Origin of the sequence: Exiguobacterium sp. LL15 (genome assembly GCF_024436095.1) — a bacterium.
GTDB classification, from domain to species: domain Bacteria; phylum Bacillota; class Bacilli; order Exiguobacteriales; family Exiguobacteriaceae; genus Exiguobacterium_A; species Exiguobacterium_A indicum.
Map to the genome: position 1 here is coordinate 1,177,654 of NZ_JANFNX010000001.1, position 23,807 is coordinate 1,201,460.

Consider the following 23,807-nt stretch of genomic DNA (forward strand, 5'->3'; position numbering starts at 1 on the left):
ACTCAAAAAAGTAGTTAATCGACTGAACAATCGGGAACAGTTAGAATAGAGGGGAATGAAAACGTCAAAATTGATGAAGGAGTCGAAAAACATGAGACGGAACTGGATCATTGGCGGTGTGGCGCTGATTCTACTACTAAGTGGATGTGGGGAAAGCGGAGTCAGCGAGAAAAAGTCGGAAAAACCACGTGAGACACAGCAAAAAAGACAAGCCTCGCAACAAGCATACATAGAAAAGACGATACAGCGTGCTGATCGTTACGCTTCCCAGTACGATTATGACCGGGCGATCAAAGTGTTGAAACCCGTCCGCACAAAAGAGACGAAACAGAGGGAAGAAGAATACGAACAGAAAAAGCAGGCGCTCCTGCCTGTGACGAAACCTGTGCCGCATCTCTTCTTCCATTCATTGATTGCTGATCCAAACCAAGCATTTGACGGTGACCGGAAGGAAGCGGGATACGATGATTACATGGTGACACAACAGGAGTTCGGACGGATCTTGGATGCGTTGTACAAAAACAACTACGTACTCGTCCGACCAACAGATTTAGCAAAAGAGGTGAACGGGAAGATCGTCGAGACACCCGTCCGTTTACCAAAAGGAAAACACCCGCTCGTGCTCTCGCAGGACGACGTCAATTATTACGAATACATGAAAGGCGATGGATTTGCGAAGAATTTAAAAGTGAAAGATGGCAAAATCGTCAACGCGATGGTCGGAAAGCCGGATGGCGCTTATGATCTCGTAACAATCGTCGATGCGTTCGTCCAGTCTCATCCTGACTTTTCCTATAAAGGAGCAAAAGGGTTGCTCGGTATTACAGGTTATAATGGGGTGCTCGGGTATCGTTCCTCCTACAACCAGTACGGACACAATAAACAGGTCGAAACGGCACGAAAACAAGCGAAACAGACCGCCGTCGCATTAAAAAAGGACGGCTGGCAGTTCGCGAGTCATACGTACGGACATATTTGGATCGGGAAAGAATCAGTCACGACGATTCGTGCGGATCTTAAACGCTACAAGCAGGACGTTGCCCCGCTGATCGGAAAAACGACGCAATTGATTTATCCATACGGCAGTGATGTCGGGGATTGGCACGATTATTCGGGTGAGAAATATCGTTTGCTCATCGATAGCGGTTTTCGTTATTTCTTCAATGTTGATGCGAGTCAACATGCGTGGAAACAAGTTGGACCCGACTACTTCCGCCAAGCTCGAATCAACGTTGATGGGATTCGTTTACGTCAAGCCGTTGCTGGAAAGACGAGCGTCCTCGATCCATTCTTTGATGCGGAAGAGGTCTTTGATCCAGCACGACCGGAACGGAAGTGACATGGTCCTTCGATTGATCAACTAGCTAGTAGTGAGAGGAGAGCTTTTCCTCTTTGACGGTAACGTTCTAGGTGATTGCTCAATTCCTCGTTTGAAACGATAGAATCAGATAAAAGATTAAATGTTTGTCGAACGAAATGAAAATTGAAACAACCCGAAAGCCAGAGTAACGATTTAAGTCGAACAAAATCATCGTGATCAAAAATATTCATGTCATAGTTTTCTAAAATCGTTTGCGCTAGTTCAGGGGACACGCTAAAAGAATGAATCCCTTCATTACGTGCGTACCATTTAAGGATCCATGCGAGGTCTTGTATACGATCAGAGTAACCGATATGCTCATGATCAACGATTCCGACGATATGATTGTTCTTCCATAATATATTTAGTGCATTGAGGTCTGTTGATAAAACAGGTAGCACATCGTTCTTCAATCTGCGTTGTGCCTGATAGATATGGAACTGGACGAGATCGAGATAGTTACCTAACCTTTGTTGGTCTATTGAGGTGATGACAGTATCCACCTTTGATAGATCATGATGCCATTTTTGGTAGGCGACGGTATGGTCAACGACCGGAAAAGAAAATTGCGAATCGACCGGTATATCATGTAGTTGCCTGAGCAACGCACCCATTTTTGACGCTGATGATTTAGTTTGTGCAGTAATATGTGTGCCGTCTATCCAATCAAAGAGGACACAGCGCCATGCTTGACCAGCATCATCCTGAATCATTGAAAATGTATTTGAGTCAGTTGTCGGTTGAACGCGTTTCATGAAGGGGAGTCCGTGTGCACGTATCCTATCAGTTGCGTATAATTGCTGATTCAAATCAGATGCAGAGGCAAGTTCTGTCTCAGAACTATATCGATCATCCGCAAGAAGGCGTAAAGAATAAGCGTTACTATTACAGATTATTCGATAATGTTTGTCACCATGAATTCCGAAAGTCGATAAAGAGATTGAATGATCTAGAGCAGAATCATATGAAATCCCAAATCGTGATAAAGCGAGCGAAATCAATTGATTATCTTCAGGACACATAGTTTACACTCCTCTAACGGTATAGGTCAAAACGGTAGTGGTTGCGTCCCGTCCTGATCCGTAAAGTGATAGGTCTTCGCGAGATCGGCAACGAAGACGGCTTGTCCAGAATAAGGGCTAACATCGTCATCCGCCATCAGCGCTGTAACGGCTCGTCCGATATAGGTCGTCGATTCAGTCGCGGCACTCGCGAAACCGGCATCGACGACTCGTTCCGTCCGCATGAAACCGGGGCAGAGCGCGATAACGGAGATGGTCGTCTGAGCTAACTCCTGCGCCATGACGTGTGTCATTCGATTAATCGTTTGCATCGCTAAATCATAATAGAGGTTTCCTGACACCTGATCTGGAGTGAATGACGTCAGATTGATGACGAGCGCAGCTGGACTCTGTTGCAGTAATGGCATCGCGGCTCGAATCGTCCACAAGTACGCTTTTGGACCGGCAGACATCATCGCGTCCCAATGTTCCGGTGGTCGCTCCCAAAACCGTCGTCCGGTTCCAGACGGTAAGTGGCTTTCCGAACCACCGAACACACAATTGACGAGGAGGTCAATTCGACCATGGCGGTGCTGGATCTGCTGAATCAGACGATCGATATCGTCAAGACTCGTATGGTCACAAACGATCGGGATGCCGAGTCCGCCGCGTGCCGTGACACCAGCAGCCGTCTCTTCGATCGTTTCGCTTCGATGATCCGTCGTCTGTTCATTCGTACTTCGTCCCGTGACGTAAACGATCATTCCGGCGTCACCTAAGGCATAGGCGATGCCACGTCCGGCGCCACGCGAGCCACCAGCGACGAGTGCAATCCGTTTTGACATGATGAAGCTCCTTTCAGATACGATAAGATGGATGGACAGATGCGCATCCGTCTTCTTCTGTCTTAAAAACCTTTAATCGTCATCCCACCATCGACATAAAGCGTTTGCCCGGTCACGTAACGGGCAGCAGCAGACGATAAGAAGACAGCTGGTCCAACCAGTTCTTCTAATTCACCGACCCGACCGAGCGGTGTCACGTCAACGATCTCTTGCAGGTATGTAGGATCTTTCAGCAATGGTTCCGTTAATGGTGTCTTAAAATACCACGGTCCGATCGCATTGACACGAATGTTTCGTGGTCCCCATTCAAGCGCCAGTACTTTCGTCATCTGAATCATTGCCGCTTTCGTCGTCGCATACACGACGCCGGTCCGTAAGGCGACGTGACCAGCAACCGAGGCGATGTTCAGAATACTTCCACCTGTCTCTTGCATCCGTTTCCCAATTTCTTGAGCAAAGAAGAAAGCAGATTTCAGATTGGTTTGCTGGATCGTTTCCCACTCGTCTTCCGTCACATCGAGTGCCTTCGAACGAATGTTCATTCCAGCATTGTTGACGAGCCCATCAATCTGCGGTACTTGTTCGTAAGCACGAGCTACCGTCTCGACGACTTGTTTCCGGTCAGTGATGTCGCACGGGAATATGTAAGCCGTTCGACCGAGTCGTTCGATTTCTTGTGCCGTCTCCTTCAAATCGCGTTCCGTCCGGGCGACGAGAATGATGTCGGCACCGGCTTCTGCCATCCCGATGGCGAGTGCACGTCCGATGCCTCGACCAGCTCCTGTGATGAGAAATGTCTGATCGGTTAACGAAAAACTTGGAAGATACATGATGTCACGTCCTTTTATTGAGAGTCATCACTTACTCTAATGAAAAATTGACTGAAAAGAAAGAAAAATCACTCCATAGTAAAGTAGAGATGGTAAAATATTGAAAAGGAGGGATGAGATGAAGCGTGGTTTAGTTGTGACATTATGTATAGCACTCGTGAGCCTTGCTGCTATTCAACTAGTCGGTACAGAAGTCTATCGTTATTTCTTTTATGATCCGGCAACCTATCAAGCCCGATTTATGGTTGATGGAGGCGGGAAAGAAGAAGGAAAACCGACCAAGCAAAAAATGGACATCCAAAGCGGGGGATTTGCGGATAAGGATGCCTTAGGTGTTGCTACCTTTTACGGCGTCGTCGGTCTTGTCATACTACTGATTGTCATCTTCAGTGTGCGTTATTGCTTGAAGCATTTGCGAAAACGACGCAGACGAGAGAATGTAATCGACGATTTAATGGAGCCGCCGCCGGTGTTTTCCCCAAATCGTTCGATACGACAAACACTTGTTGGTGAAGAATCAGAGTCAGAGATTCGCCGTCTGTTACAAACGTTCGATCGAAAACTGACACAACAAAAACGCCGCCGCTCCGAAGAGACGGTCGGCGAATGGTTACAGCGGATTGATGTCACGCTCGATCCATCAATCTATCATCTCGTCCGGTACGGTGACACACCGGACTCGGCGATTTCACAAGATCAGGTCGAAAATCTGAGACATGGACTACAAGTGCATCTTCAGCGCGACTGACCGAGTAAATCAAGCAGGATCGCATGATGGGAGGCGTCTCGTGAGACGAGCGACAATTCGCGGACGACATCAAACCCGTCGACCGGTAACGTCTTGATTTCAGGGGATAGTCCGTCTTGGAAAATCTCCGGCAACAGGGCAATACCGAGCCCTGCACGGATGAAACCGAGGACGCTCGATCCGAATTCCATCTCGTTTTCTGCTTGATAGACGGCACCTCGCTCGATGAACGCGTCCTTTAGGATGTTCGTCGAATCGCAATCGATCGGAAGCGACAAGAAAGAGGCGTCACGAATTTGCTCAAACGCCACAGACGTACAGTCTGTGAATCGTTCATCGTCTTGATGGACATAAAGTAAAAAGTTCTCCGTATACAAATGAGTCGTATGATACGGATGGACATGGTGACGATCGTCGAGTAAGACAGCATCGTATCGGCGTTCTTCAAGACCTTGCATCAAATCGATCGTCGTATGCGCCGTCTTTAATTTGAGATCCGGTGCCGTCGCTTGTCGTGAAACATGACGGGGGAGATACGTCATCGCGACGCTTGGCCATGATCCGAGCGTCAACGTCGTCCGTTCGTCGATCGTACCGATCCGTCGTTTCATCTGATCGATCCGGTCAAGCAGTTCACGGCTCTCTTCAAAGACGATTTCGCCAGCTGTCGTCAACGTGACACCATGTGCCGAACGGTGTAACAGCGAGACGTCTAGTGCACTCTCAAGACTTTTGATTTGTTTACTTAACGCCGGTTGCGTCATATGCAGTACTTCGCTTGCTTTCGTCAGGCTACCGGTCTCCGCGGTGACGAGGAATGCTTCCATCCATTCGGTCTTCATTGGTTCACGCTCTTTTCATACAGGTTGTCTAGAACGTACGTCATTTGAACGCATCTGACAATCATTTTGCACTTTTTATATTCTTGGTTTGGAATATTCTAAAATGGGAATATACAAAATAAAGAGGTGAACGGATATGAACGATCGGATACCAATACGATTCTCAGCACTCGGAGACGCGACACGGCTCCAACTTATTGAAGCGTTACGAAACGGTCCTCGCTCCGTCAATGAGTTGGCTGAACAACTACACTTACGCCAACCGCAAACCTCGAAGCATTTGAAGCTGTTGCTTGACGCGGAACTGATCACTGTCGAACGGCAGGCGAATCGTCGCCTGTATAGCCTTCGCCCAGAAGCGTTTCGAGAGCTCGTCATGTGGAGCAACTCGCTTGCGCAAATGGAAGCCCGTATGCATCGTCTAGACGCACATTTGAAGCAGATTCAGTCGAACGTGAAGGGAGACGGGACGAATGAAAAAGGAATTGAAGACCTCGATTGAGGGGAAGACTTTACGAATGGAATGGACGTGCGAGGCGCCACGAGATAGCGTCTTTGCTGCATTCACAGAAAAAGAGCAGCTTGAAACGTGGTGGGGTCCGGAAGGCTGGGAAACGACGATCAAGACGTTTGAGTTTCAACCGGGTGGCGTATGGCATTATTGCATGCGCTGTGTTGATCCGGCGCAAGGTGACTTTTACGGCATGGAGTCGTGGGGGAAAGCGATTTTCAGACACATCGATGCTCCGAACACGTATAGTCATGCCGATTATTTCTCGGACGCGTCAGGGGCGATCTCAGAACATTTACCAGGAAGCGAGAATGTCACGACATTCCTCGACCACGGGGAGACGACGTTGATCGTCTTCGAGTCGACCTATGAGACAGAAGCAGCCGTGCAAGAAGTGCTCGGTATGGGGATGAAGGAAGGCTTTACGTCGCAGCTGCATCGCCTTGATCGCTTATTAACGAAACGTTGAGAAGGAGTCGGTAAGGATGCGGAAGCTCGGTCTTATAGTATGTCTGCTTTGTTTAGCCGGTTGTGGAAAATATACGATGGAAGAGGCGAAAGAGAATGGCGACATCATCGTCCAGAATGATGTTACGAACAGCGACCGATTCGAGTCCTTTTTAAAGAAGTCAACGCAAGGCAAATCAGATCAGATTCGCATCACGGCATTTACGACTGAAGGAGACCCGGTATTGTATGACGTCAAGTATGAGGGTAAGTCGTATCACTACACGTCTGATTCATCGCGTGATCAATTCGGTACAACAGACGATGATCGTAAAAACGAAGTCTGTCAGCAACTCGACAAGACAATCGTGAAGCAGAAGGCAACCTACACGTTACGTCAATGCGCTGAAGGAGAGGATCATGAGCTGCTACGATTGCTAACACAATAATCAAAAAGAATCGTGTCCCGTCGAATCAATCAGCGGGCACGATCCTTTTTATTCGCTGTCGAGACGACGCAAGGCTTCGCGCCAACTGGAGAAGCGTTCAATCAACAACGTCAGTGAAGGTGCTTGGTGCGCACGCGCCCACTTGGCATATTGTTGACTCGTCAGAAGCGGTCCATGTGTGGATGCAGCTTGTTGAAGAGCGTCTAAGCAGTCTTGATCGGTGAAGAAGCCGTTCGAGGTGAGGTCGAAGTGTGCCAAGGCATTTTTCCAGGTACCGAACCGACGAATGATCGTATTCGCACTCAGCATCTCTGGGTGTAGATCCCGCAATTCCGTGTAGGAGCGAATCGTCATGTTCGTTCCTTTTTGTGCGACATAAAAAGCAACGCTTTCTTCGATCGACCACCGCTTCGTTCGCTTGACCGCAGCGGGACGGTTCAGCGTCATGCGTTCTTTCGTCGATAAATGGGAAGCCTTGACGATTCCAGCTCGTTCTAACAGGTGTGCCCACGAACCGAATCGGGCGTTGATTTCTTCAAGCGAAGGGTAAGGAAGTTGAGCTGCTAACTTTTGATAATGGGTAGCTTTCATAGGTGAATGGTGCATTTGATGAAGACCTTGAATCAAGCGGATGATCTTCTCATCCGTTGCTAAGGTGGAAGTGGAAGTCGGATGTTGACGCATGCAAGATATCTCCCTTTTGAATGGTTGTTTCAATTACAGGCTAGTGTAGCATGAGGGATTGCGAGAACATACTAACAATATCGTAAGGTAAGAAAAATAGCGCATTTTTATCCAGGAAATACAGGAAAATCAGAGCTGGAACACGAATACAATATTATAGTAGAAAAGGGGGGGAACTGATCAATGACAGAAACACAGACGATTGATACGATGGAGGATATTTTAAAGATGCTCGACGCACGATTGCGTGAACCAGAACCGTTTTGGGACAAGTTCTATGAAGATCGGTCGAAACCGGTCCCGTTTTTTAAGAACATTCCGGACTAGAACTTAGTTCGCTACGTCGAACAGGGCTGGCTCTCGACTGGTGACGCATTAGATCTCGGAACAGGACCAGGGCGGAATGCGATCTATCTCGCAACACATGGTTTCTCGGTGACGGGACTGGATCTTTCAGCAACCGCGTTAGACTGGGCAACAGAACAAGCGCAACAGACTGGAGCGCACGTTGCGTTTCGAAAGCAAGATTTTCTAAAGACGACCGAACAGAATACTTATGATTTCATTTACGATTCCGGCTGTTTTCATCATATGGCGCCACATCGACGTGTGACCTATGTGACGCGAATGAAGGAGATGTTGCGCCCAGGAGGATATTTCGGATTGACGTGTTTTGTTGCGGGCGGTCCGCTTGGCGGGGCGACGTTGACGGACTGGGAGGTCTATCAAGAAAATAGTCTCCAAGGTGGACTTGGATACACGAAAGAGCGATTACTCTCCATATTCGATGCATTCGACGTCATCGAACTAACGGAAATGAAACCCGTCGACAATCCGGAGGCATTATTTGGTCATGCTGGACTGTGGACTGGTCTGTTTCGATTAAAGAATTGATTCGTCCGGCATTCGAGACGCGAACCAGTCCACAAAGTAGTGGACATCTTCTAGCGAAACGATTTGGTCTGTATCGTAAGCGGCGAACAGTGACAAAAAGCGCGGTTCGTCAGGGAAATAATAAAGCAGGATCGGGCGGAGTGTCTCTAGGTCATGCACGAAGCTTTGATCTTCTTCTAAGATGAGGTGATAGGCACTCCGAATAATCCGTTTCACGATCGAATCGGAATGAAGCAGAGCGACCTGACCGGTTTCTAAGAGAAATAAATCCGTTTTCAACTGCTCACATACTCCATTGTTTAACGCGAAGCCAAGAGCGCGTGTCGGACGAAGGGATGGAAATCGACTTTGGAGATTTTCGCCTGCCAAAAACAAGTTGACGGATTTCAACCAGACGCCCCAGCGAAGAACTTCGTCATCCCGAATGACGTCGCCAAGCAGACCGATGTCATAATCGATTTTGGTGACGAATGGATAGTCCTTCAACCAGTCTTCCGTCCGTTCATCTAACTGCATGTGTTCTTCTTCCGTCAACGGTTCTGTCAAAATCAGTGTAAAATCGAGGTCGGATTCAAAGGGACGCGCCGTTCCTTTGGCGACGCTGCCATACAAGTACACGCCATGAAACGCAGATAAGGTTTGTACATAGGCGACGACGTCCTGAATCACGGCACGATAACGGACAGGAATCGCTTCAGCGGAAGTTGGATTGTGGATGTAGCCATTTTTCGTGCCCAATGTCGTTGGATACTGCATCTGTTTTCCTCCTTATCCTTCAGGGATGGATTGATAGCGATACCACTTCTTGTTTCGCTGTACATATAAAAAAATCGTATCATCTTTTTCTTGATAGATGACCGTACCGCTCTTAAGACGAGTTGCCATGCTGTCGTTGAGCGTCTTTTCGGATGCTATTTTTTGAACACGTGGACCAGAAGTCAAAGAAAGACTCGAGACGGTTACGACCTGATCTAGTCGGTACACGCGATCGTTCAAGCGGATGACGTCTTGAGCTTGTTTAATGGCTTCCGCCGCGATGAGGTCCGTCGTTGTCATCGTCGTCTCCGCTAAGCATCCACTGAGAAAAAGAATGACCAATACGATAGTAGCTAACACTTTTTTCATGAAAATACCTCTTTCTCTGGTTATATATCGTAATTTACGATATATTCGGATTATACGATATAAGGGGGAGCATTATGATTTCAGCTGATTTTGCAAAAATTTATTATCAATTACATCCACGGTTCGAAGAAAACCTGTCTCACCAAAGTGTGCGTATTTTGCAATACATTCAATTTGCGATGAATCCGACGATCAAGCAGATTGCCGAGGCATTTCGCCTCTCACATAATACGACGTCTGAGCACGTCAAAAAGTTGGAGAGATTAGGCTATATCGAAAAAAAGCGAAATCCAGAAGACCAGCGCCAAGTGACGATTGGTTTGACAGTCTTAGGAGATACAATCGTTCGTCGTCATACCGAGCTCGATCCTGAACGGTTAAATCAAGTCCTTGCTACGATGTCAAAAACAGAACAACAGACGATTGAACAGGCGTTTCGATTGTTGCGGGAGGCGGCAGATGACTGCTTTTCTCGTTAAGGTGCTGTCGAGCGCACTGGTCATCGGTCTCGTCACGGAAGTCGCCCGGCGTTCACCGTCACTGGGTGGTGTGTTGTCTGCATTGCCCGTCGTCAGTCTGATCAGCTTTGCCTGGCTCGTTAAACAGGGAAGTGAACGGGCAGAACTGAGTACATTCTTAAAGAGTGTGTTACTCGGATTACCAGCGACGTTCTTATTGCTTGCCGTCTTATATGGGTTAATTCGCTTAGGGATTCCTGTTTTTTACAGTATACTTGGTGCAACAAGTTTTTTTATCGTTTGTTGGTATGTTCAACGTCAACTACAACATTGGTGGCAAACGTAATCAAAAAGGAGCGAAAGCGATGGTAATCCTTCAAACGGAGCGCTTGACGATTCATCCGTGTACGGCGAATGACGTGACACGGCTACAACAACAGCACTACGATAACGGACCGGAAGTTCAGCATCATTTGATGTCAGTAGCGTCAGATCCTTCGATGCTATACTGGGGCAGCTGGCTCGTCATGACAAAGGATGGTCAGGTAATTGGGGATATCGGATTTAAGGGGAAGCCGGACATACGACAAGCGGTCGAAATCGGTTATGGTCTGTTACCAGCGTATCTCAATCAAGGGTTTGCGACGGAAGCAGTTCAAGCATTGATCGAATGGGCGTTCGAACAAACGGAAGTGACAGGGGTACTTGCGAAGACGGAGTCGACGAATCAAGCATCGATCCGAGTACTCGAAAAAGCGGGATTGATGCAGGTCGGGAGCGACGAGCGATATATCATGTGGGAACGTATAAAAGGGATGTAAAGGAAACTTGACAGGTAGAGTGTTATTTACATATAGTGGAAGCGTGAGGTGGGATCATGAAAAATAAGGTCAGAGAGATGCGCGAAGAACGTGGCTGGTCGCAAGGCGAACTGGCAAAACGATTGAACGTGTCGCGTCAGACGGTCATTTCTATCGAAAAAGAGCGGTACAATCCGTCACTCGACCTCGCGTTTACACTAGCTGATCTGTTTGAACGGCGAATCGAAGACATCTTTACACCGAATCGAATGAACGAGGAGGAAACAGAATGAAGCGAGTCAATGTGTTACTAGACATCATTTTAATTGGAGTAGGTCTGTACTTAACGATGACAGATTCGGCGGCTAAAACACTCGGAATCATCCTCGTTTTAGCTGGCGTCACGTCACGTATCACAGGAACGGTATTCTCGCCAGCGGAACCGTATGATGAGCGCCAAGGAGAGATTAAAATCCGTAGTGGACATATCGCTTATCTCGTAAGTATCGGATATCTTTTCTTGATCTTGATTCTCGTCAATCTGTCGATCATAAAAGACATTCAATTTGCTCTGTTGCTAGCATTAGGAGGGCAAATCCTGTTCTTTCCAATCATATTAATATTTGTCAATCGACGGATTTGATGAATACAAAAAAGGAATGTGTCTGACACATCCCTTTACTCCATACGTCATCATGAATTCTGACGAATGGTTTCATTCAATTTATGACGGTACGATGTTTGCCAAGACTGCTCGTCCTTCACTAACTCATCACAAAACGCAGCAACATCCTCTCCAGTGAAATCTGTCACTGGTTTTTGCTCGAAGGCGGCTTGTTCCATCAACTCGAGGATGACGGTCAGTACACGATGACTACTTTGCCAGCTCGTTAGTCCACCCGTGACATTTAAATAGCGTTGAATCGCTTGATAAGCCTCATAGTAGCGAGGAGGAAGAGATTTAGCCCGCTTCTCCATCGACCGCCATTCTCGTTTAGCTTCCATACTACCGGTGATCCGCTCGAATATTCTCATCATCTCGTACTCCCTTCTTGTTTTAACTGCTGCAGTTCTTGCATTTTGTCAGATACGAACGCCCATTTTTCCCAAAAAATACGTAAACGATCGTGTCCTGCTTCGTTTAGCGTATAAAATTTTCGAGGAGGTCCCATTGTTGACGCTTTTTTTTCGATATGAACGAGCTGCTGCTTTTCTAAGCGCATCGTGATTGTATAGACTGTACCTTCCACGACATCTGAGAATCCGAGTTGACGTAACTGTTGAGTGATTTCATAACCATAAGTTTCACCGCGGCTGATGATCTCAAGTACACATCCTTCAAGTATACCTTTGAGCAATTCTGTGATATTTTCCAAATTATTCACCTCGCTACTTAATAAATCAGCTACTTAGTATTAATGACTACTACTATATAGTAACACAAAGTACTGGTTTGGACAATATAAAAACCGCCTTATTATGGGCGGTTGAATCGAAATTAAGAGATCGCAAACGTATCCCGTAATTCGATGATTGTTCCTTCTGGTGCTTTTAATTTGCTGAGATGACCATCGACGACGAAGTAGATGTTTCCGCCGTGTTTCGGTAGGAAAGGCATCCCGAGTCGTTCCAAGCGTGCTACTTCTTCTTGCAAGTCGTCAACGTAAAGTGCGAAATGGACGGGACCCGCTGCTTGTTTCGTATAATCAGTGAACGGCTGACCCGATTTGGGTGTTTGCAATTCGATATAGAAGTCACCGAGACGTAACCAGCTGTTAAAGGCGCGGTCGTGAAAACCAGGTGACTCTTGAACGAGTGAGAATCCAAGTTGTTCATAAAAATGTTTAGACGCAGCATAGTCCGTCGTCTGAATGCAGATGTGATGAATTTGTTTCATACTAAAACCTTCCTTCGTGTTCAATGAAATCCTGCAAAACTAGTGTAGCATTTCATGGATCGGTTGGAACGAACGAAATGGAGATTATGATGCAACAAACGATGAATTTGATTTGTGAACGTTTTACAATAGGGCAAATGATTAGCGAACCTGTACGATTGACTGGCGGACTCATGCATGAGACATGGCGATTACAGACGACGACTGGATCTTACGTCTTAAAACGATTGAATCCGGACATCATGCGACGCCCTGAAGCACGAAATTATTTTAAGATGTCAGAAGATGTCGCCGTGCAAGCATCATTTCACTTAGCAGCATTACCGGCACGTCGCATCAACGACCAAGCGGTACAAACGATTGACGGCTCGGATTACCTTTTATTTGATTGGATCAACGGTAAGGCGTTATCAGCCAATCAGCTTCGATCGGCACATGCACGACAAATTGGAGTTCAATTAGGACGGTTGCATGGACTTACGGTAGCGACAACTGGTTTTTTAAAGCCGGATACCTCGAGTACTTCAATCGATTGGAACGGTCATTTAGAAGAAGGAAAACGGCAGCAAGCAAAGTGGCTGCAGCTATTCATGGAAGAGCAGGAACATTTGCAACGAATTGAAAGATTAGCACAGAAAGCACAGAAACAACTGCCAGTAGACTGGATCGTCAGTCATCGTGATCTCGATCCAAAAAACGTCCTCTGGACACCAACGGGTCCAGTCCTGATTGACTGGGAGTCTGCGGGTCTGATCCATCGAGCGGTCGACGTGTTCGAGACAGCCTGTTATTGGTCGAAGCAGGAAAACAATACGTTTGACCGCGTTCGATTTAACGCTTTTCTTGACGGTTACGCGACAAACCAACGTTTGCCTGATGTCGACTGGAAGCACGTCATCGATAGCAGTGTCCAAGGAAAGCTGGACTGGCTGAATTTTAATCTGGAGCGCTCACTCGGGAAAAGTGGGATCCCTGAAGCGGAACGAGTACTTGGAACAGAACAAGTCGTTTTAACAATAAAAGAATTACGAGCGCACGACCGGAATCTCTGGATCAAGTGGATGTCGGTAAGATAAGCATAAAAAGAGGCACCGAATCACTCGATTCGATGCTTCTTCGTTATTAAAACGATTTGACCAACTGTTCAATAGTTGATTCAGGAGTACGAATCGGAACATATCCGAGTCGTTTGATTCGTTCGTTTGAGAAAGTAGCGCATTCCGCTGCACGCTTCGGTATTTGGTACGGCTTGTCACTTGCTGTGATCAACTTCATCCGAAAATCCGTCTCAGGTAGATTCGCATCGATCGCATTAAAGGTGTCACCATTTTGCGCATTTTTTGCGGCGATGACGATCATTTCGACTAGATTATCCGTATGGACCCACGGGACGACATCATCCGGATGCACCCAGGTAATCACATCCGCCTCCTTCATCCGCTCGACTTGACGATCCCCCCAATAGGACTGCTCCTCGGCACAAATTGATCCTGGACGTAAGATGATTAAATCGGAATCGGGTGTGTTTTCCTGTAACAGGCGTTCGGATTCCTGTTTTGTATGGATGTAGACATGTTCGGACGGTAGGAGCGGTGACGTTTCCGTAAAATGTCCACTCACGACTTCGCCGTACACGGAAGTCGTCGAGATGTGAACGATGCGCTTGACACGAGCTTTTGTCGCAGCATCCGCGAGATGTTGTACACCTGTAACATTTGCTTCCTGTGCTAAATCGGGGTCATCTCCGAGATAGGCAGCACAGTGAATCAACAAATCGATGCCTTGGAGTGCTGTTAGAAGCGAATCCCGATCACCGAGCTCACCGATGACTGCGTGGACACCTTTGAAGGCGTGTTGATCCGCTTGTTCCTTAGAGCGATACAAACCGCGCACTTCACGCGCTTCTTCTAGAAAACGTCGCGCAACACGAGAGCCAAGCGTTCCGGTCATTCCTGTAACTAAAATCGTACTCTCTTTCAGGTTCATAAGTGCTTACCCCTTTGACGCTGTCTTTTCTGCGAAACATTGCTCACAAATGAAACGTCCTTCGCTTTTTAGGTATGCTTTGACTTCCGTCATCCCGCGATGTTTCGGATAGCGCATCTGGATGTAGACTTTTTCGTTTCCTTCAATCGTTTTGCCGCAATGCATACATGTCGGTTCTTTGCCGAACATCCTAACGCCCCCTATAAATTAATATCTTCTATCTTATCGTAAAGGAAAAACCAGGGTGTTGGAAGAATAAAGTAAAAAAGGAATCTAAAGGAGGGTGTCCATGATCTTCATTGCTATTTTTCTCGCCGTTGGTGGAGTCGTCTGGTTCATTTCAGCGCGGAGTCAATCGAAACATCGCTCGCTCGACGATCAGGAGTACACACTGAACCAACATGATGTCCATCAGCAACAAAATCATCGGGATTTTTGAAGGCAAGTAAAGGAGCATCAGGTCGAGGGACCGGATGCTCCTTTTTAGCGATTGCGTACATGGAGAAAATATTTCGCATTGCTCCAAATCAAGGCGATAATCAATAAGCTGATCGCAAAGATCTGAGATTGACCGGTCTCATACGAATACACGACTAATACGACGATGATCCCCATCAATAGGAGTTGCAAAGAAGACTGTGAACGGATGAGTCCCTCTAACATGACGTGTCGCTCGCCGTCATCTGAAGCAGCGAACAGCTTTTTGATATAGTTTGTTTCCGAGTACTTCGGGAACTGACGGTCCGGATATATATGATGCATGAGATTAAGATAAAAAACAGAGGCAAGACTACTGATGATAAAAAAGAGTCCGTTCAGTATCAAATGAAGTCCGAACTGGTTTTCAATGATGCTAAACGATGCGATCCCGATGCTGAGAAGAGTAGAAACCTGAACCATCATCATGCCATCTGCATAGTATCGATTCACTTGATCGTCAATCACGTCCTCTTCGTCGGAAGAAACAGAGTGTTGAGTCAATTGACGAATTTGCGAATAGCGTACGATGTAACTGAGAGTCAAGAGCGTCAAGATAACGAAAAGACCAATAAATATGTAATCAAGATAGAGCGATCGTTCAAACTGTGACAAATGGATATTTTTTAGGACAAACATGACGAAATAACTGCTAATAAAACCGAGTAACGCTGCGATGATGACCTTGACTGCTTCCTTGTTCATGTTAATTCCTCCTCATCGAAATAAAAGATATCTTCTAGCGGCGTATCAAACACACGAGAAATTTTGACAGCGATCAATAGCGACGGCATGAATTCTTCGCGTTCGATTAAGCTGATCGTCTGGCGCGAAATGTTCGCACGCCGTGCCAGTTCAGACTGATTCCACCCGTGACGGGCGCGTAATTCTTTTAACCTGGATTTCATATAGGGATTCACCTCCTATATAATGTAACTTATCATGGTCTTTTTGACAACGATAATAGTCAAAAAAGACAATATAATAATCAATTATTTGTAAAACGATCATATCGTTGGCATAAACTGTATACTAGAATAAGTTGAAAGGAGATGTGAAATCCGTCGATGAAATCTCAGTCACGTGTAAATAACGTTATTTATCATGATGAGAATGTTACGCACCAGATTGCTTCGATTCTCCAAATGGAAGAGACATTGCTCAAACAAAAAATCGCGTATCTCCAGGACGTCACAGACCCCGGTACCACTTCTGAATACGAACAAGGGCGTCAGCAGCTATCGGATAAGCTCGATACGTTGAGACGTTCCGTAAAAATGGATCTCGTCTCGCGTGATGACGTCACACTTCGAACGAGAGCACGTTTTGAACAATCACTCAGAGCAACAAGTGTAACAGAAGAGGAAGCTAGTCTTATTCAAGACTATCTCCGAATTGAGGCGACGATGCTGACAAAATCGAGAGAGCCGGTTTCGGATCTCTATGCTGCTTTATTTGACACGGATGAATCCACTCGAAAACAAGCTCTCTTATCGATTGAGGAAGCGTTCCGCATGAAGGAATCCGTCATTCAACCGTTGTTTTCACGACTCGTTGAGTTACGACAAGCGCGTGCCACTGCAAGTGGTAAGATTGGATACGAGGAACTAGCTTTTGTAGAACTCGGACGCGTCGATTATACGAGTCAAGATGTCGATCATTACGCCACCATCATTCAATCCGACTTTCTACCGGTCAAACGGCAATTTCAGCGCGAACAACAAACGTTTCTCGGCAAACATGCGCTCCATCCGTGGGACGTCCGGCAATCGGCCTATACACAGATTGATCATCACGTGACCGATTCCGATACTTCATTCTTAGATCAGACTCAAGCCATCCTCAAGAGCGTTCACCCCTATTTTGCTGAAGTATTAAAAGACATGCGACAGATAAATCATCTCGATATCGATGCCCGGTCAAACAAAGCGGGCGGAGGGTTTTGTGAGTATTTACCGGTCGAACAACAATCGTTCTTATTCATGAATCGCATCCATACCTTCGATGATCTCGTCATCTTTATGCATGAGATCGGCCATGCCGTCCATCATGATGCGATGAAAGAAACGTACGACGGACTACAACCGATTCCGCTCGAAGTAGGGGAGTTCGCTGCCATGTCGCTCGAGTTGTTGACGATGAACGAATGGCATCAGGTGATTTCGGATAAAAAAGACGTTGCCCGGGCGAAACTGGAACAGATTCGTTCCATTGTCGAGTTCTTACCCGAGACGATCATCGTCGATCGTTTTCAATCATGGCTCTATGCTCACCCCGATCATGATCCGACAGAACGACATGCCTATTATGCCGATCTCCGAGAATCATACGATACGGACGTCATTGATTGGTCGGAAACACCCGATTGGAAAGGTCACGCATGGATGAGTGTCATCCATCTCTTTGAGACACCTTTTTATTACATCGAGTACGCGATTGCTCAAATCGCCGCTCTCCAGGTTTATCACCGTTTCACGAAAGACCCTGACCAAACGCTGAAAGATTTCATCGCAGCTTTAGCGCTTAGTCAAACCCATTCGATCCAAGCCGTCTATGCGAGAGCGGGCGTATCCTTCTTACCAAGTGATGCGGAAATGAAAGAGTTGATGGCGTTCCTACAGGGTCAAATTGAAATTTGGACAAATGAGCTAGAAAAGACATAATAAAAACAACACGCTTTGATCAGAAATAGCAGATGTACAAAACGATAGGAGGACGAACATGAATATCCGTAAAAACATCGTCTATGCGACATTATTTAATGAAACCGGTGATCAATTATTGATGGTCGAGAATCGTGGCGATCATGGTGACTACTATACATTGCCCGGTGGAACGGTCGAGCGCGACGAAACGCTACATACGGCAATCACGCGTGAAGTTCTGGAAGAGACAGGATTTACAATCATACCAAGTGACATCGTCCATCTGGCAGAAGCATTCTTCCCGCAAGCGGGGGAACATTGTCTCTTTTTCTTCTTCGCGGGAGAAATCACTTCCGGTCAATTAAAGACGAATGTTCCAGAAGAAATTTCCGGACTCGTCTGGATGGATCGTGAAGAAGCGTTCAAACACCTCAATTTACCGGAAGCATCAAAAGAATCGCTCTTTGCTGGTCGAACGGTACCGTACGATTTTGCCGGAGAGATCATCCACTCGTAAGGAAGTGTCGCTTGACGTACTAACGTGACGGATTTTCGGGTACAACACTACAGGAGCATTACCCGAAACTTGTAGAAAGTCAGGTGAACACACGGTATGTCGATTCTTACGTTTCACGAAGTCAGCTATCAACACATCTTACACGAAATAACAGGTGAGTTCCGCGAAGGCGTCATTACGACGCTCGTCGGACCGAGTGGTGCCGGGAAATCGACGACATTGAAACACATCAATGGACTGATTTCTCCCGATCGCGGCGAAATTCGTTTTCGAGGCGAACCACTTGAGCAGATGAATCTGCTCGATGTCCGCAAAAGGATCGGAATGGCGTTCCAAAGTGCGCCGATGATTCCAGGTACCGTCTACGATAATATCAATTTAACGAAATCGATCTTCGGTGAATCGTTACCGCGCGAAGAGGCGAAACGCTTGCTACAACAAGTTGACCTATCCGTCGAACTTGAGCGACCGGTCAAAGATTTGTCGGGTGGTGAACGAAGCCGACTTGGAATCGCGCGGACACTTGTCAATCGACCGGACGTCCTGTTGCTTGACGAAATTACGGCAAGTCTCGATTACCGGATGGTACAGGAGATTGAGAAGCTGATTCTTGATTTACAGCAGAAGTTACAGACGACGATCATTTGGATTACGCATGACTTAGAGCAAGCCAAGCGGGTCAGCGACGACGTCTGGTTTTTAAAGGAAGGACGATTGATCGAGTCTGGTGCATTCAAGGAACTCGTTTCAAGTGGTCAAGCAGAGACGCAAGCGTTCTTGAAGGGGGAATCGGTATGAGTTATCTCCAACTGGCGACTTCGCTCATCTTCATTTTGATCCCCCTCGTCTTAGCGCGGACGTTACGGCTTGGTCTAGAGAAGGACATCCTCATCGCAACCGTTCGATCGATCGTCCAACTCTTGATCATCGGTTATATTTTGACGTTCGTCTTTGAAAGCGGCAGTCCAATTTTCATGTTACTGATGATTCTGTTGATGATCGGTGCAGCGACACTGAACGTCATCCGTAAAGGGGACGGGATTCCCGGGATCCAGTGGATCATCTTGTTCACACTGATTGCGGTCGAAGCATTGACAATGGGCATTTTGCTCGGGTTACGAATCATTCCGTTCGAAGCCCAGCAAGTCATTCCAATCAGCGGGATGGTCATCGGAAACTGTATGATCTTGTCCTTATTGTTCCTCAATAAGTTCAAGGACGAGGTCGAACGAAGCGACGAGATCATCGAACTGATTCTTTCACTCGGTGGAGATGCGAAGACAGCGATTGATACGAGCTTAAAAGGCGCGATCCGGACAAGTATGATTCCAACGATCGAAGCGCAAAAAACGATGGGGCTCGTCCAACTGCCAGGGATGATGAGTGGGTTGATCATCGGTGGCGCCGATCCAATGGAAGCAGTCCTCTATCAACTATTGATTCTATTCCTGATCTTGACGACGGCAGCGATGGCATCGGTTCTCGTTGGTTTTCTATCCTACCGTCGACTGTTCAATGAAAAAGCACAGTTCATCGGTTTGACCTATAAGAAAAAAGACACGTAAGGAGCACGTTATGCAGACTTATCCGATTACAGAAGCCGACCTGCAACTGGTCGAACGAGCAACTGAAACGATTCAAAGCCGTTACGCTGACGATAAACATCACGTCGCAGCTGCGTTGCGGACAAAAGATGGCGCGACGAAAACGGGTGTTCATGTCGAAGCCTATATCGGACGGGTGACAGTGTGCGCGGAAGCCATCACGATCGGTTCCGCCATCACGGATGGATTGACGGATTTTGAGACGATCGTCGCCGTCCGACATCCCTATTCGGATGAGGCGGACCGAACGATTCGTGTCGTCAGTCCGTGCGGCATGTGTCGCGAATTGATTTCCGACTATGCACCGGACGCATTTGTCCTCTTGACGATCGACGATCAATTGACGAAAGTCCGGATTGCAGATTTGATTCCATTAAAATATGTCCGACAATAACCAGTAACTCCTCGTCGTTTAGATGAGGAGTTTTTTGCATTTACTTCTAAATCATCCTTATTATGGTTATGATAAAGACAGAACAACTAAGGAGGGATATGCGTGTCAGCTTTATTAGAAGTCGAACGGTTATCAAAAACCTACATACGGGGAACGGAGACGATCCATGCGTTAAAACAAGTCAGCTTTACGTTAGAGGAAGGAGGATTCATTGCCATCATGGGCACGAGTGGCTCCGGGAAAAGTACACTGTTGAACATCCTGGGAGCGCTTGACGCGCCAACCGGCGGAACGTTGACCTTAAAGGAAAAACGGCAACGCGATATCTTCACTGAACCTGCTGCGACGTTATACCGACAACAGCAAATCGGGTTCATCTTTCAATCGTTTCATCTGCTCGATGATTTGACAGTTCAGGAGAACATCGCTTTACCATTGATGCTGAAGGGGATGGATGATAAAACGATCAATCAAGAGGTGGATACTTGGCTCAAACGAGTCGGACTGACGAAGTGGAACAATCATCGACCGCAAGAGCTGTCGGGTGGACAACAACAACGTGTCGCCATCGCACGTGCCTTGATCAGTCGACCACCGATCATCTTAGCGGATGAGCCGACGGGGAACCTCGATTTCAAGACATCTGCTGAAATCATGCAGTTACTTCAAGAACTCAATCGCGAACAATTAACGAGCATCCTGCTCGTGACTCATGATGCGACCGTAGCTGCTCATGCGAAACGTGTGCTGTATTTCCATGACGGACAGATCGTTGCCGATCAGCTGTCAACCGGAGACGTGGCGCCGATCTTAGAGACATACGAGCAATTCGTGGGGGCTGTATGAAACGACAACATCTCTTCCGTCTTTCCCACCGACTGTACCGTAAAAGTCCGATGATTTTAGTGACCTCAATCGGAAGCGTCATGATTTCGATTGGTCTTGTCTTAACGATGGTCATTTTTTTACTACATAATCAAGCCGCTATCGAGACAGATCGTGTACAAAGATATGGTCAAGTCGATCTGACGGTCAAATATACACCTGAAGACGAGCGGACGGATCAGTCCGTGTTTGAGCAACTTAAAAAGGATCACGATTTCTTGGGCGCAGAATCGATCATACAGACGACAGCGCGCGTAGCTGGTCAAACGATGGCCGACGTGGAGACGATAGGAGTTCATTCGGATGCCCTGACGAAAAGTCGGTATCATTTCACGAACGATTTGAAACAGGGAGAAGCGATCGTGTCAGCTCGACTCGCGACGTCGCTTGATCGTAGTGTCGGGCAAACGCTTCGCGTCGGAGAAGCGACGTATCGAATCCGTGAGATTTTACCAAGTGCGACAACATCTGAAGCTACGCAAGATCAAGTCTTTCTTTCGTATGCTGATCTGAAGAAGTATCATCCGATTGAAACGAAAGCCGTCTTGCTCAATCTAAAAAAAGAGGCGGATCTCGTCCACTATGCCGATACACTCGTCAAAGCGAATCCGAAGCTCCGGATTGAACTTTCGGAAGGGCAAACGCTCTCACCGGCGCTGAACGGCTACATCGGAATCTTGTCAGTATTGATCCTTGTCGTGTCCGCCTTCATCTTGATGGCGAATTTCGACTTGTATTTACGTAAACATGCTGTCCAATTTGCCATCATGCGGACGCTTGGGGCGACGACACGGCAACTGTTTCAGCTGTTCTTCGTTCAATCTGGATTGATTGTCTTAGCGGGCACGGTGCTTACGATTCTAGGCAGTATTTGCTTCCCGTTACTCGGTCAACTCGTATGGCCGACAGAGGGTAAAATGATCGTCTCCCTCATGATCGAACAGGGAGCGTTCTTGGTGCTCGTAACGTTCGGTAGTGCCTTGTTGATTCTGCTGTTGCTCGCGAGTACGGCTTACCGAAAACGGGATGTGTTACCACTCCACGTCTTGCGAGAAAATCTGAAAACGGCGTCACGACCGACTCGGCGAAAACGTCTCGTCCTGTTCAGTAGTGGATTGACCGTCAGTTTGGTGTTATTCGCTGAAGTGATTGCCAGTACGGAGGGGTCACGGGCAATCGCCTGGCTCGGTGCAACCGTCGCCTTTTTACTGACGATGTATCTTGCGACGCCACTCCTCTTGAAGGGAGTGCTGCATCGAGCGGAACCGATCGTTCGTCGGTTAGCGGGACCGACAAGTTTCGTCGCCCTCCGGGGCGTGTTACCGCAACTTCGGAAAAATGCCTGGTTGATGCTGATTGTTCAAGTCTTGATGATCATCGTCGTCATCGGCTCGACGTTCCTTGAGACGGTGCAACAAAACGAACGGAAGTACATCATCAGCCAATATCCGACGGAGGTCGTCCTAAAGAGTCGTTTAGATGAAGGATCGCAAGGAGACCCGCTACAATTGATTCGACAAATTGAAACGGACCTACCTGGCGCAAAAGCGACCTTCCTGTCGTCTCGAAATTCACTCGAATATCAATCGTCTCAAGAAGATGTCTCGATCGAATACGAAGTAACGGACTATCGTCGTCTTGACGTCTTAGAGGGAGAGCAGACGAGTGACACAGAAGGAATCATCGTCTCACGGACCTTCGCTAAAAAACATAGTCTCGAAAAAGGTGATACGTTGCCGCTCGGGCGATGGGACGGGGAACAAGAACGAAGCGTTTCGGTCGGTCAATTCCGAATCGTTGGAATCGAAAAGAAGATAGCACCAGACGTCCTCGTGGATTGGCGGAACGAGCAACTGCGGCAACCGAACGATCACATCTTGAATGTCTTTATCGACGTTCCGTCCGAGTTAAAAAAGACTCAAGTGACCACAACATTATTAGAGATCACAGAAAGTTATCCGACATTGCAAGTGAATCGACTATCTGACGCGCTTCGCGATGCGGAGCAACAAACGACGGAACGCTGGTTCGTCTTCTTGATTGCGCTTGTCGTCATGAGTGGATCCGTCTGGTTCGGACTTGCGAACGCCTTACTCAGTTTCGTGAGTGGAAAACGAGGCGAGTATGCCTTGCTACGAACGATTGCGTTGACACGGAACAAGCTCCGGCAGCTGACACTCATTCAAATGCTCTTATTCGTTGGGAGTGGCATCACCTTTGGGCTGATTAGTGGTCTTGGTGCGACTTTCTTCGTGACACGGATCGATGATAGGGGGGCATTTTACTTTAACGTACCGACGATTGCCGGAACCATTGCCGGTTTGATAGTGCTTGTCCTAAGCATCGCTTGGTTCGTCACCCGACGAAAGCAGGAAAACCTCGTTCACGAATTGAAACAGTAAGTAAGG

33 protein-coding genes and 1 pseudogene are annotated in these 23,807 nt (G+C 47.2%); 20 read left to right on the forward strand and 14 right to left on the reverse strand.

The genetic code is table 11. The annotated features are described in order from the left end of the window. Positions 1 to 91 precede the first annotated feature (91 nt). Complete coding sequence (locus NOM72_RS05820) at positions 92 to 1,339, forward strand: polysaccharide deacetylase family protein (protein ID WP_255998136.1); 1,248 nt, start codon at positions 92 to 94, stop codon at positions 1,337 to 1,339. Between the two features lie 17 nt (positions 1,340 to 1,356). On the opposite strand, the gene NOM72_RS05825 is transcribed toward NOM72_RS05820, so the two are convergent. The 3 genes from NOM72_RS05825 to NOM72_RS05835 all read right to left on the reverse strand — a co-directional run bounded on the left by NOM72_RS05825 (position 1,357) and on the right by NOM72_RS05835 (position 4,036). Beyond that, on the reverse strand, positions 1,357 to 2,382 hold the full coding sequence (locus NOM72_RS05825) for a phosphotransferase (RefSeq protein ID WP_255998137.1): 1,026 nt from the start codon (positions 2,380 to 2,382) through the stop codon (positions 1,357 to 1,359). Between the two features lie 26 nt (positions 2,383 to 2,408). Next, on the reverse strand, positions 2,409 to 3,206 hold the full coding sequence (locus NOM72_RS05830; protein ID WP_174316373.1) for an SDR family NAD(P)-dependent oxidoreductase: 798 nt from the start codon (positions 3,204 to 3,206) through the stop codon (positions 2,409 to 2,411). Between the two features lie 62 nt (positions 3,207 to 3,268). After that, entirely contained in the window at positions 3,269 to 4,036 is a 768-nt protein-coding gene (locus tag NOM72_RS05835; protein WP_214746014.1) for an SDR family NAD(P)-dependent oxidoreductase, read from the reverse strand. 118 nt (positions 4,037 to 4,154) lie between these two features. Here NOM72_RS05835 and NOM72_RS05840 point away from each other — a divergent pair, with 118 nt between their 5' ends. Then, positions 4,155 to 4,784 (forward strand): hypothetical protein, encoded by a 630-nt coding sequence (locus tag NOM72_RS05840; RefSeq protein WP_255998139.1) that lies wholly within the window; start codon positions 4,155 to 4,157, stop codon positions 4,782 to 4,784. Here the strand turns inward: NOM72_RS05840 and NOM72_RS05845 are convergent. Then, entirely contained in the window at positions 4,772 to 5,626 is an 855-nt protein-coding gene (locus NOM72_RS05845) for a LysR family transcriptional regulator (RefSeq protein ID WP_255998141.1), read from the reverse strand. The genes NOM72_RS05840 and NOM72_RS05845 overlap by 13 nt on opposite strands. 136 nt (positions 5,627 to 5,762) lie before the next feature. Here NOM72_RS05845 and NOM72_RS05850 point away from each other — a divergent pair, with 136 nt between their 5' ends. The 3 genes from NOM72_RS05850 to NOM72_RS05860 are packed head-to-tail and all read left to right on the forward strand — an operon-like array spanning position 5,763 to position 7,033. Further along, positions 5,763 to 6,128, forward strand: a complete 366-nt coding sequence (locus tag NOM72_RS05850; RefSeq protein ID WP_023468474.1) for an ArsR/SmtB family transcription factor — start codon at positions 5,763 to 5,765, stop codon at positions 6,126 to 6,128. Further along, on the forward strand, positions 6,100 to 6,606 hold the full coding sequence (locus NOM72_RS05855; protein WP_023468473.1) for an SRPBCC family protein: 507 nt from the start codon (positions 6,100 to 6,102) through the stop codon (positions 6,604 to 6,606). The genes NOM72_RS05850 and NOM72_RS05855 overlap by 29 nt, the downstream gene beginning before the upstream one ends. A gap of 16 nt (positions 6,607 to 6,622) precedes the next feature. Then, positions 6,623 to 7,033, forward strand: coding sequence for a DUF4362 domain-containing protein (locus tag NOM72_RS05860; RefSeq protein WP_255998145.1), 411 nt, complete (start codon positions 6,623 to 6,625; stop codon positions 7,031 to 7,033). A 48-nt stretch (positions 7,034 to 7,081) separates the two neighbouring features. On the opposite strand, the gene NOM72_RS05865 is transcribed toward NOM72_RS05860, so the two are convergent. Beyond that, positions 7,082 to 7,717 carry a homing endonuclease associated repeat-containing protein gene (locus NOM72_RS05865; protein WP_255998155.1) on the reverse strand — a complete coding sequence of 212 codons (636 nt, stop codon included), beginning with the start codon at positions 7,715 to 7,717 and terminating at the stop codon, positions 7,082 to 7,084. 183 nt (positions 7,718 to 7,900) lie between these two features. On the opposite strand from NOM72_RS05865, the pseudogene NOM72_RS05870 reads away from it, so the two are divergent. Continuing rightward, positions 7,901 to 8,611, forward strand: a pseudogene (locus tag NOM72_RS05870) (class I SAM-dependent methyltransferase). On the opposite strand, the gene NOM72_RS05875 reads toward NOM72_RS05870, so the two are convergent. Both NOM72_RS05875 and NOM72_RS05880 read right to left on the reverse strand, forming a co-directional pair. Next, positions 8,600 to 9,367: a nucleotidyltransferase domain-containing protein gene (locus NOM72_RS05875; protein ID WP_255998157.1), complete on the reverse strand. Its 768-nt coding sequence runs from the start codon at positions 9,365 to 9,367 to the stop codon at positions 8,600 to 8,602. The pseudogene NOM72_RS05870 and the gene NOM72_RS05875 sit on opposite strands and share 12 nt — an antisense overlap. Before the next feature lie 12 nt (positions 9,368 to 9,379). Further along, positions 9,380 to 9,736 carry a hypothetical protein gene (locus tag NOM72_RS05880; RefSeq protein ID WP_255998159.1) on the reverse strand — a complete coding sequence of 119 codons (357 nt, stop codon included), beginning with the start codon at positions 9,734 to 9,736 and terminating at the stop codon, positions 9,380 to 9,382. A 74-nt stretch (positions 9,737 to 9,810) separates the two neighbouring features. Here NOM72_RS05880 and NOM72_RS05885 point away from each other — a divergent pair, with 74 nt between their 5' ends. From NOM72_RS05885 to NOM72_RS05905, 5 genes are read left to right on the forward strand one after another with little or no spacing between them, the layout of a single operon-like run. Then, the gene (locus NOM72_RS05885) at positions 9,811 to 10,215 is read left to right on the forward strand and encodes a MarR family winged helix-turn-helix transcriptional regulator (protein ID WP_055968336.1); all 405 of its coding nucleotides are present in this window, start codon (positions 9,811 to 9,813) and stop codon (positions 10,213 to 10,215) included. Next, complete coding sequence (locus NOM72_RS05890) at positions 10,196 to 10,540, forward strand: DUF3147 family protein (RefSeq protein ID WP_035397105.1); 345 nt, start codon at positions 10,196 to 10,198, stop codon at positions 10,538 to 10,540. The genes NOM72_RS05885 and NOM72_RS05890 overlap by 20 nt, the downstream gene beginning before the upstream one ends. 19 nt (positions 10,541 to 10,559) lie before the next feature. After that, complete coding sequence (locus NOM72_RS05895; RefSeq protein WP_035397107.1) at positions 10,560 to 11,015, forward strand: GNAT family N-acetyltransferase; 456 nt, start codon at positions 10,560 to 10,562, stop codon at positions 11,013 to 11,015. Between the two features lie 56 nt (positions 11,016 to 11,071). After that, positions 11,072 to 11,287, forward strand: coding sequence for a helix-turn-helix transcriptional regulator (locus NOM72_RS05900; protein WP_255998162.1), 216 nt, complete (start codon positions 11,072 to 11,074; stop codon positions 11,285 to 11,287). Further along, a complete protein-coding gene (locus NOM72_RS05905; protein WP_255998164.1) occupies positions 11,284 to 11,637 on the forward strand; it encodes a hypothetical protein in 354 nt (117 codons plus the stop codon). The genes NOM72_RS05900 and NOM72_RS05905 overlap by 4 nt, the downstream gene beginning before the upstream one ends. A gap of 50 nt (positions 11,638 to 11,687) precedes the next feature. On the opposite strand, the gene NOM72_RS05910 is transcribed toward NOM72_RS05905, so the two are convergent. From NOM72_RS05910 to NOM72_RS05920, 3 genes are all read right to left on the reverse strand, one after another. Continuing rightward, entirely contained in the window at positions 11,688 to 12,032 is a 345-nt protein-coding gene (locus tag NOM72_RS05910) for a DUF1048 domain-containing protein (protein ID WP_370688663.1), read from the reverse strand. Continuing rightward, the gene (locus tag NOM72_RS05915) at positions 12,029 to 12,370 is read right to left on the reverse strand and encodes a PadR family transcriptional regulator (RefSeq protein WP_023468462.1); all 342 of its coding nucleotides are present in this window, start codon (positions 12,368 to 12,370) and stop codon (positions 12,029 to 12,031) included. Before NOM72_RS05915 ends, NOM72_RS05910 begins: the two co-directional genes overlap by 4 nt. A gap of 122 nt (positions 12,371 to 12,492) precedes the next feature. Then, positions 12,493 to 12,891 carry a VOC family protein gene (locus NOM72_RS05920; RefSeq protein ID WP_023468461.1) on the reverse strand — a complete coding sequence of 133 codons (399 nt, stop codon included), beginning with the start codon at positions 12,889 to 12,891 and terminating at the stop codon, positions 12,493 to 12,495. Between the two features lie 77 nt (positions 12,892 to 12,968). Here NOM72_RS05920 and NOM72_RS05925 point away from each other — a divergent pair, with 77 nt between their 5' ends. Beyond that, the gene (locus NOM72_RS05925) at positions 12,969 to 13,967 is read left to right on the forward strand and encodes a phosphotransferase (RefSeq protein WP_255998166.1); all 999 of its coding nucleotides are present in this window, start codon (positions 12,969 to 12,971) and stop codon (positions 13,965 to 13,967) included. 46 nt (positions 13,968 to 14,013) lie between these two features. Here the strand turns inward: NOM72_RS05925 and NOM72_RS05930 are convergent, their stop codons facing one another. Continuing rightward, on the reverse strand, positions 14,014 to 14,877 hold the full coding sequence (locus NOM72_RS05930) for an NAD-dependent epimerase/dehydratase family protein (protein ID WP_255998168.1): 864 nt from the start codon (positions 14,875 to 14,877) through the stop codon (positions 14,014 to 14,016). Between the two features lie 6 nt (positions 14,878 to 14,883). After that, the gene (locus NOM72_RS05935; protein ID WP_255998170.1) at positions 14,884 to 15,066 is read right to left on the reverse strand and encodes a Fe3+ hydroxamate ABC transporter substrate-binding protein; all 183 of its coding nucleotides are present in this window, start codon (positions 15,064 to 15,066) and stop codon (positions 14,884 to 14,886) included. A 100-nt stretch (positions 15,067 to 15,166) separates the two neighbouring features. On the opposite strand from NOM72_RS05935, the gene NOM72_RS05940 reads away from it, so the two are divergent. Continuing rightward, on the forward strand, positions 15,167 to 15,316 hold the full coding sequence (locus NOM72_RS05940; protein WP_023468457.1) for a hypothetical protein: 150 nt from the start codon (positions 15,167 to 15,169) through the stop codon (positions 15,314 to 15,316). A gap of 44 nt (positions 15,317 to 15,360) precedes the next feature. Here the strand turns inward: NOM72_RS05940 and NOM72_RS05945 are convergent, their stop codons facing one another. Both NOM72_RS05945 and NOM72_RS05950 read right to left on the reverse strand, forming a co-directional pair. Then, positions 15,361 to 16,059, reverse strand: coding sequence for a DUF3169 family protein (locus tag NOM72_RS05945; RefSeq protein ID WP_255998172.1), 699 nt, complete (start codon positions 16,057 to 16,059; stop codon positions 15,361 to 15,363). Beyond that, the gene (locus NOM72_RS05950; protein WP_023468455.1) at positions 16,056 to 16,262 is read right to left on the reverse strand and encodes a helix-turn-helix transcriptional regulator; all 207 of its coding nucleotides are present in this window, start codon (positions 16,260 to 16,262) and stop codon (positions 16,056 to 16,058) included. The genes NOM72_RS05945 and NOM72_RS05950 overlap by 4 nt, the downstream gene beginning before the upstream one ends. Positions 16,263 to 16,421: 159 nt before the next feature. On the opposite strand from NOM72_RS05950, the gene NOM72_RS05955 reads away from it, so the two are divergent. From NOM72_RS05955 to NOM72_RS05985, 7 genes are all read left to right on the forward strand, one after another. Next, positions 16,422 to 18,017, forward strand: a complete 1,596-nt coding sequence (locus tag NOM72_RS05955) for a M3 family metallopeptidase (RefSeq protein WP_255998174.1) — start codon at positions 16,422 to 16,424, stop codon at positions 18,015 to 18,017. A gap of 58 nt (positions 18,018 to 18,075) precedes the next feature. Further along, positions 18,076 to 18,516, forward strand: a complete 441-nt coding sequence (locus NOM72_RS05960) for an NUDIX domain-containing protein (RefSeq protein WP_023468453.1) — start codon at positions 18,076 to 18,078, stop codon at positions 18,514 to 18,516. 96 nt (positions 18,517 to 18,612) lie between these two features. After that, entirely contained in the window at positions 18,613 to 19,314 is a 702-nt protein-coding gene (locus NOM72_RS05965) for an ABC transporter ATP-binding protein (protein WP_255998176.1), read from the forward strand. Beyond that, positions 19,311 to 20,081, forward strand: a complete 771-nt coding sequence (locus NOM72_RS05970; RefSeq protein WP_035397128.1) for an ABC transporter permease — start codon at positions 19,311 to 19,313, stop codon at positions 20,079 to 20,081. The genes NOM72_RS05965 and NOM72_RS05970 overlap by 4 nt, the downstream gene beginning before the upstream one ends. Positions 20,082 to 20,091: 10 nt before the next feature. After that, positions 20,092 to 20,514, forward strand: a complete 423-nt coding sequence (locus NOM72_RS05975; protein ID WP_035397130.1) for a cytidine deaminase — start codon at positions 20,092 to 20,094, stop codon at positions 20,512 to 20,514. A 96-nt stretch (positions 20,515 to 20,610) separates the two neighbouring features. Beyond that, positions 20,611 to 21,360, forward strand: a complete 750-nt coding sequence (locus NOM72_RS05980; RefSeq protein ID WP_370688696.1) for an ABC transporter ATP-binding protein — start codon at positions 20,611 to 20,613, stop codon at positions 21,358 to 21,360. Next, complete coding sequence (locus tag NOM72_RS05985; protein ID WP_255998181.1) at positions 21,357 to 23,801, forward strand: ABC transporter permease; 2,445 nt, start codon at positions 21,357 to 21,359, stop codon at positions 23,799 to 23,801. Before NOM72_RS05980 ends, NOM72_RS05985 begins: the two co-directional genes overlap by 4 nt. The last annotated feature ends 6 nt before the right edge of the window (positions 23,802 to 23,807 follow it).

What these genes read in the sequence shown, in the direction of transcription:
- NOM72_RS05925 (WP_255998166.1), top strand. Translation starts at nt 12,969, where the DNA reads ATGGAGATTATGATGCAACAAACGATGAATTTGATTTGTGAACGTTTT.
- NOM72_RS05880 (WP_255998159.1), bottom strand. Translation starts at nt 9,736, where the DNA reads ATGAAAAAAGTGTTAGCTACTATCGTATTGGTCATTCTTTTTCTCAGT.
- NOM72_RS05905 (WP_255998164.1), top strand. Translation starts at nt 11,284, where the DNA reads ATGAAGCGAGTCAATGTGTTACTAGACATCATTTTAATTGGAGTAGGT.
- NOM72_RS05845 (WP_255998141.1), bottom strand. Translation starts at nt 5,626, where the DNA reads ATGAAGACCGAATGGATGGAAGCATTCCTCGTCACCGCGGAGACCGGT.
- NOM72_RS05945 (WP_255998172.1), bottom strand. Translation starts at nt 16,059, where the DNA reads ATGAACAAGGAAGCAGTCAAGGTCATCATCGCAGCGTTACTCGGTTTT.
- NOM72_RS05865 (WP_255998155.1), bottom strand. Translation starts at nt 7,717, where the DNA reads ATGCGTCAACATCCGACTTCCACTTCCACCTTAGCAACGGATGAGAAG.
- NOM72_RS05855 (WP_023468473.1), top strand. Translation starts at nt 6,100, where the DNA reads ATGAAAAAGGAATTGAAGACCTCGATTGAGGGGAAGACTTTACGAATG.
- NOM72_RS05985 (WP_255998181.1), top strand. Translation starts at nt 21,357, where the DNA reads ATGAAACGACAACATCTCTTCCGTCTTTCCCACCGACTGTACCGTAAA.
- NOM72_RS05920 (WP_023468461.1), bottom strand. Translation starts at nt 12,891, where the DNA reads ATGAAACAAATTCATCACATCTGCATTCAGACGACGGACTATGCTGCG.
- NOM72_RS05930 (WP_255998168.1), bottom strand. Translation starts at nt 14,877, where the DNA reads ATGAACCTGAAAGAGAGTACGATTTTAGTTACAGGAATGACCGGAACG.
- NOM72_RS05860 (WP_255998145.1), top strand. Translation starts at nt 6,623, where the DNA reads ATGCGGAAGCTCGGTCTTATAGTATGTCTGCTTTGTTTAGCCGGTTGT.
- NOM72_RS05885 (WP_055968336.1), top strand. Translation starts at nt 9,811, where the DNA reads ATGATTTCAGCTGATTTTGCAAAAATTTATTATCAATTACATCCACGG.
- NOM72_RS05960 (WP_023468453.1), top strand. Translation starts at nt 18,076, where the DNA reads ATGAATATCCGTAAAAACATCGTCTATGCGACATTATTTAATGAAACC.
- NOM72_RS05910 (WP_370688663.1), bottom strand. Translation starts at nt 12,032, where the DNA reads ATGATGAGAATATTCGAGCGGATCACCGGTAGTATGGAAGCTAAACGA.
- NOM72_RS05875 (WP_255998157.1), bottom strand. Translation starts at nt 9,367, where the DNA reads ATGCAGTATCCAACGACATTGGGCACGAAAAATGGCTACATCCACAAT.
- NOM72_RS05900 (WP_255998162.1), top strand. Translation starts at nt 11,072, where the DNA reads ATGAAAAATAAGGTCAGAGAGATGCGCGAAGAACGTGGCTGGTCGCAA.
- NOM72_RS05835 (WP_214746014.1), bottom strand. Translation starts at nt 4,036, where the DNA reads ATGTATCTTCCAAGTTTTTCGTTAACCGATCAGACATTTCTCATCACA.
- NOM72_RS05955 (WP_255998174.1), top strand. Translation starts at nt 16,422, where the DNA reads ATGAAATCTCAGTCACGTGTAAATAACGTTATTTATCATGATGAGAAT.
- NOM72_RS05970 (WP_035397128.1), top strand. Translation starts at nt 19,311, where the DNA reads ATGAGTTATCTCCAACTGGCGACTTCGCTCATCTTCATTTTGATCCCC.
- NOM72_RS05820 (WP_255998136.1), top strand. Translation starts at nt 92, where the DNA reads ATGAGACGGAACTGGATCATTGGCGGTGTGGCGCTGATTCTACTACTA.
- NOM72_RS05825 (WP_255998137.1), bottom strand. Translation starts at nt 2,382, where the DNA reads ATGTGTCCTGAAGATAATCAATTGATTTCGCTCGCTTTATCACGATTT.
- NOM72_RS05890 (WP_035397105.1), top strand. Translation starts at nt 10,196, where the DNA reads ATGACTGCTTTTCTCGTTAAGGTGCTGTCGAGCGCACTGGTCATCGGT.
- NOM72_RS05935 (WP_255998170.1), bottom strand. Translation starts at nt 15,066, where the DNA reads ATGTTCGGCAAAGAACCGACATGTATGCATTGCGGCAAAACGATTGAA.
- NOM72_RS05975 (WP_035397130.1), top strand. Translation starts at nt 20,092, where the DNA reads ATGCAGACTTATCCGATTACAGAAGCCGACCTGCAACTGGTCGAACGA.
- NOM72_RS05950 (WP_023468455.1), bottom strand. Translation starts at nt 16,262, where the DNA reads ATGAAATCCAGGTTAAAAGAATTACGCGCCCGTCACGGGTGGAATCAG.
- NOM72_RS05830 (WP_174316373.1), bottom strand. Translation starts at nt 3,206, where the DNA reads ATGTCAAAACGGATTGCACTCGTCGCTGGTGGCTCGCGTGGCGCCGGA.
- NOM72_RS05940 (WP_023468457.1), top strand. Translation starts at nt 15,167, where the DNA reads ATGATCTTCATTGCTATTTTTCTCGCCGTTGGTGGAGTCGTCTGGTTC.
- NOM72_RS05850 (WP_023468474.1), top strand. Translation starts at nt 5,763, where the DNA reads ATGAACGATCGGATACCAATACGATTCTCAGCACTCGGAGACGCGACA.
- NOM72_RS05895 (WP_035397107.1), top strand. Translation starts at nt 10,560, where the DNA reads ATGGTAATCCTTCAAACGGAGCGCTTGACGATTCATCCGTGTACGGCG.
- NOM72_RS05965 (WP_255998176.1), top strand. Translation starts at nt 18,613, where the DNA reads ATGTCGATTCTTACGTTTCACGAAGTCAGCTATCAACACATCTTACAC.
- NOM72_RS05840 (WP_255998139.1), top strand. Translation starts at nt 4,155, where the DNA reads ATGAAGCGTGGTTTAGTTGTGACATTATGTATAGCACTCGTGAGCCTT.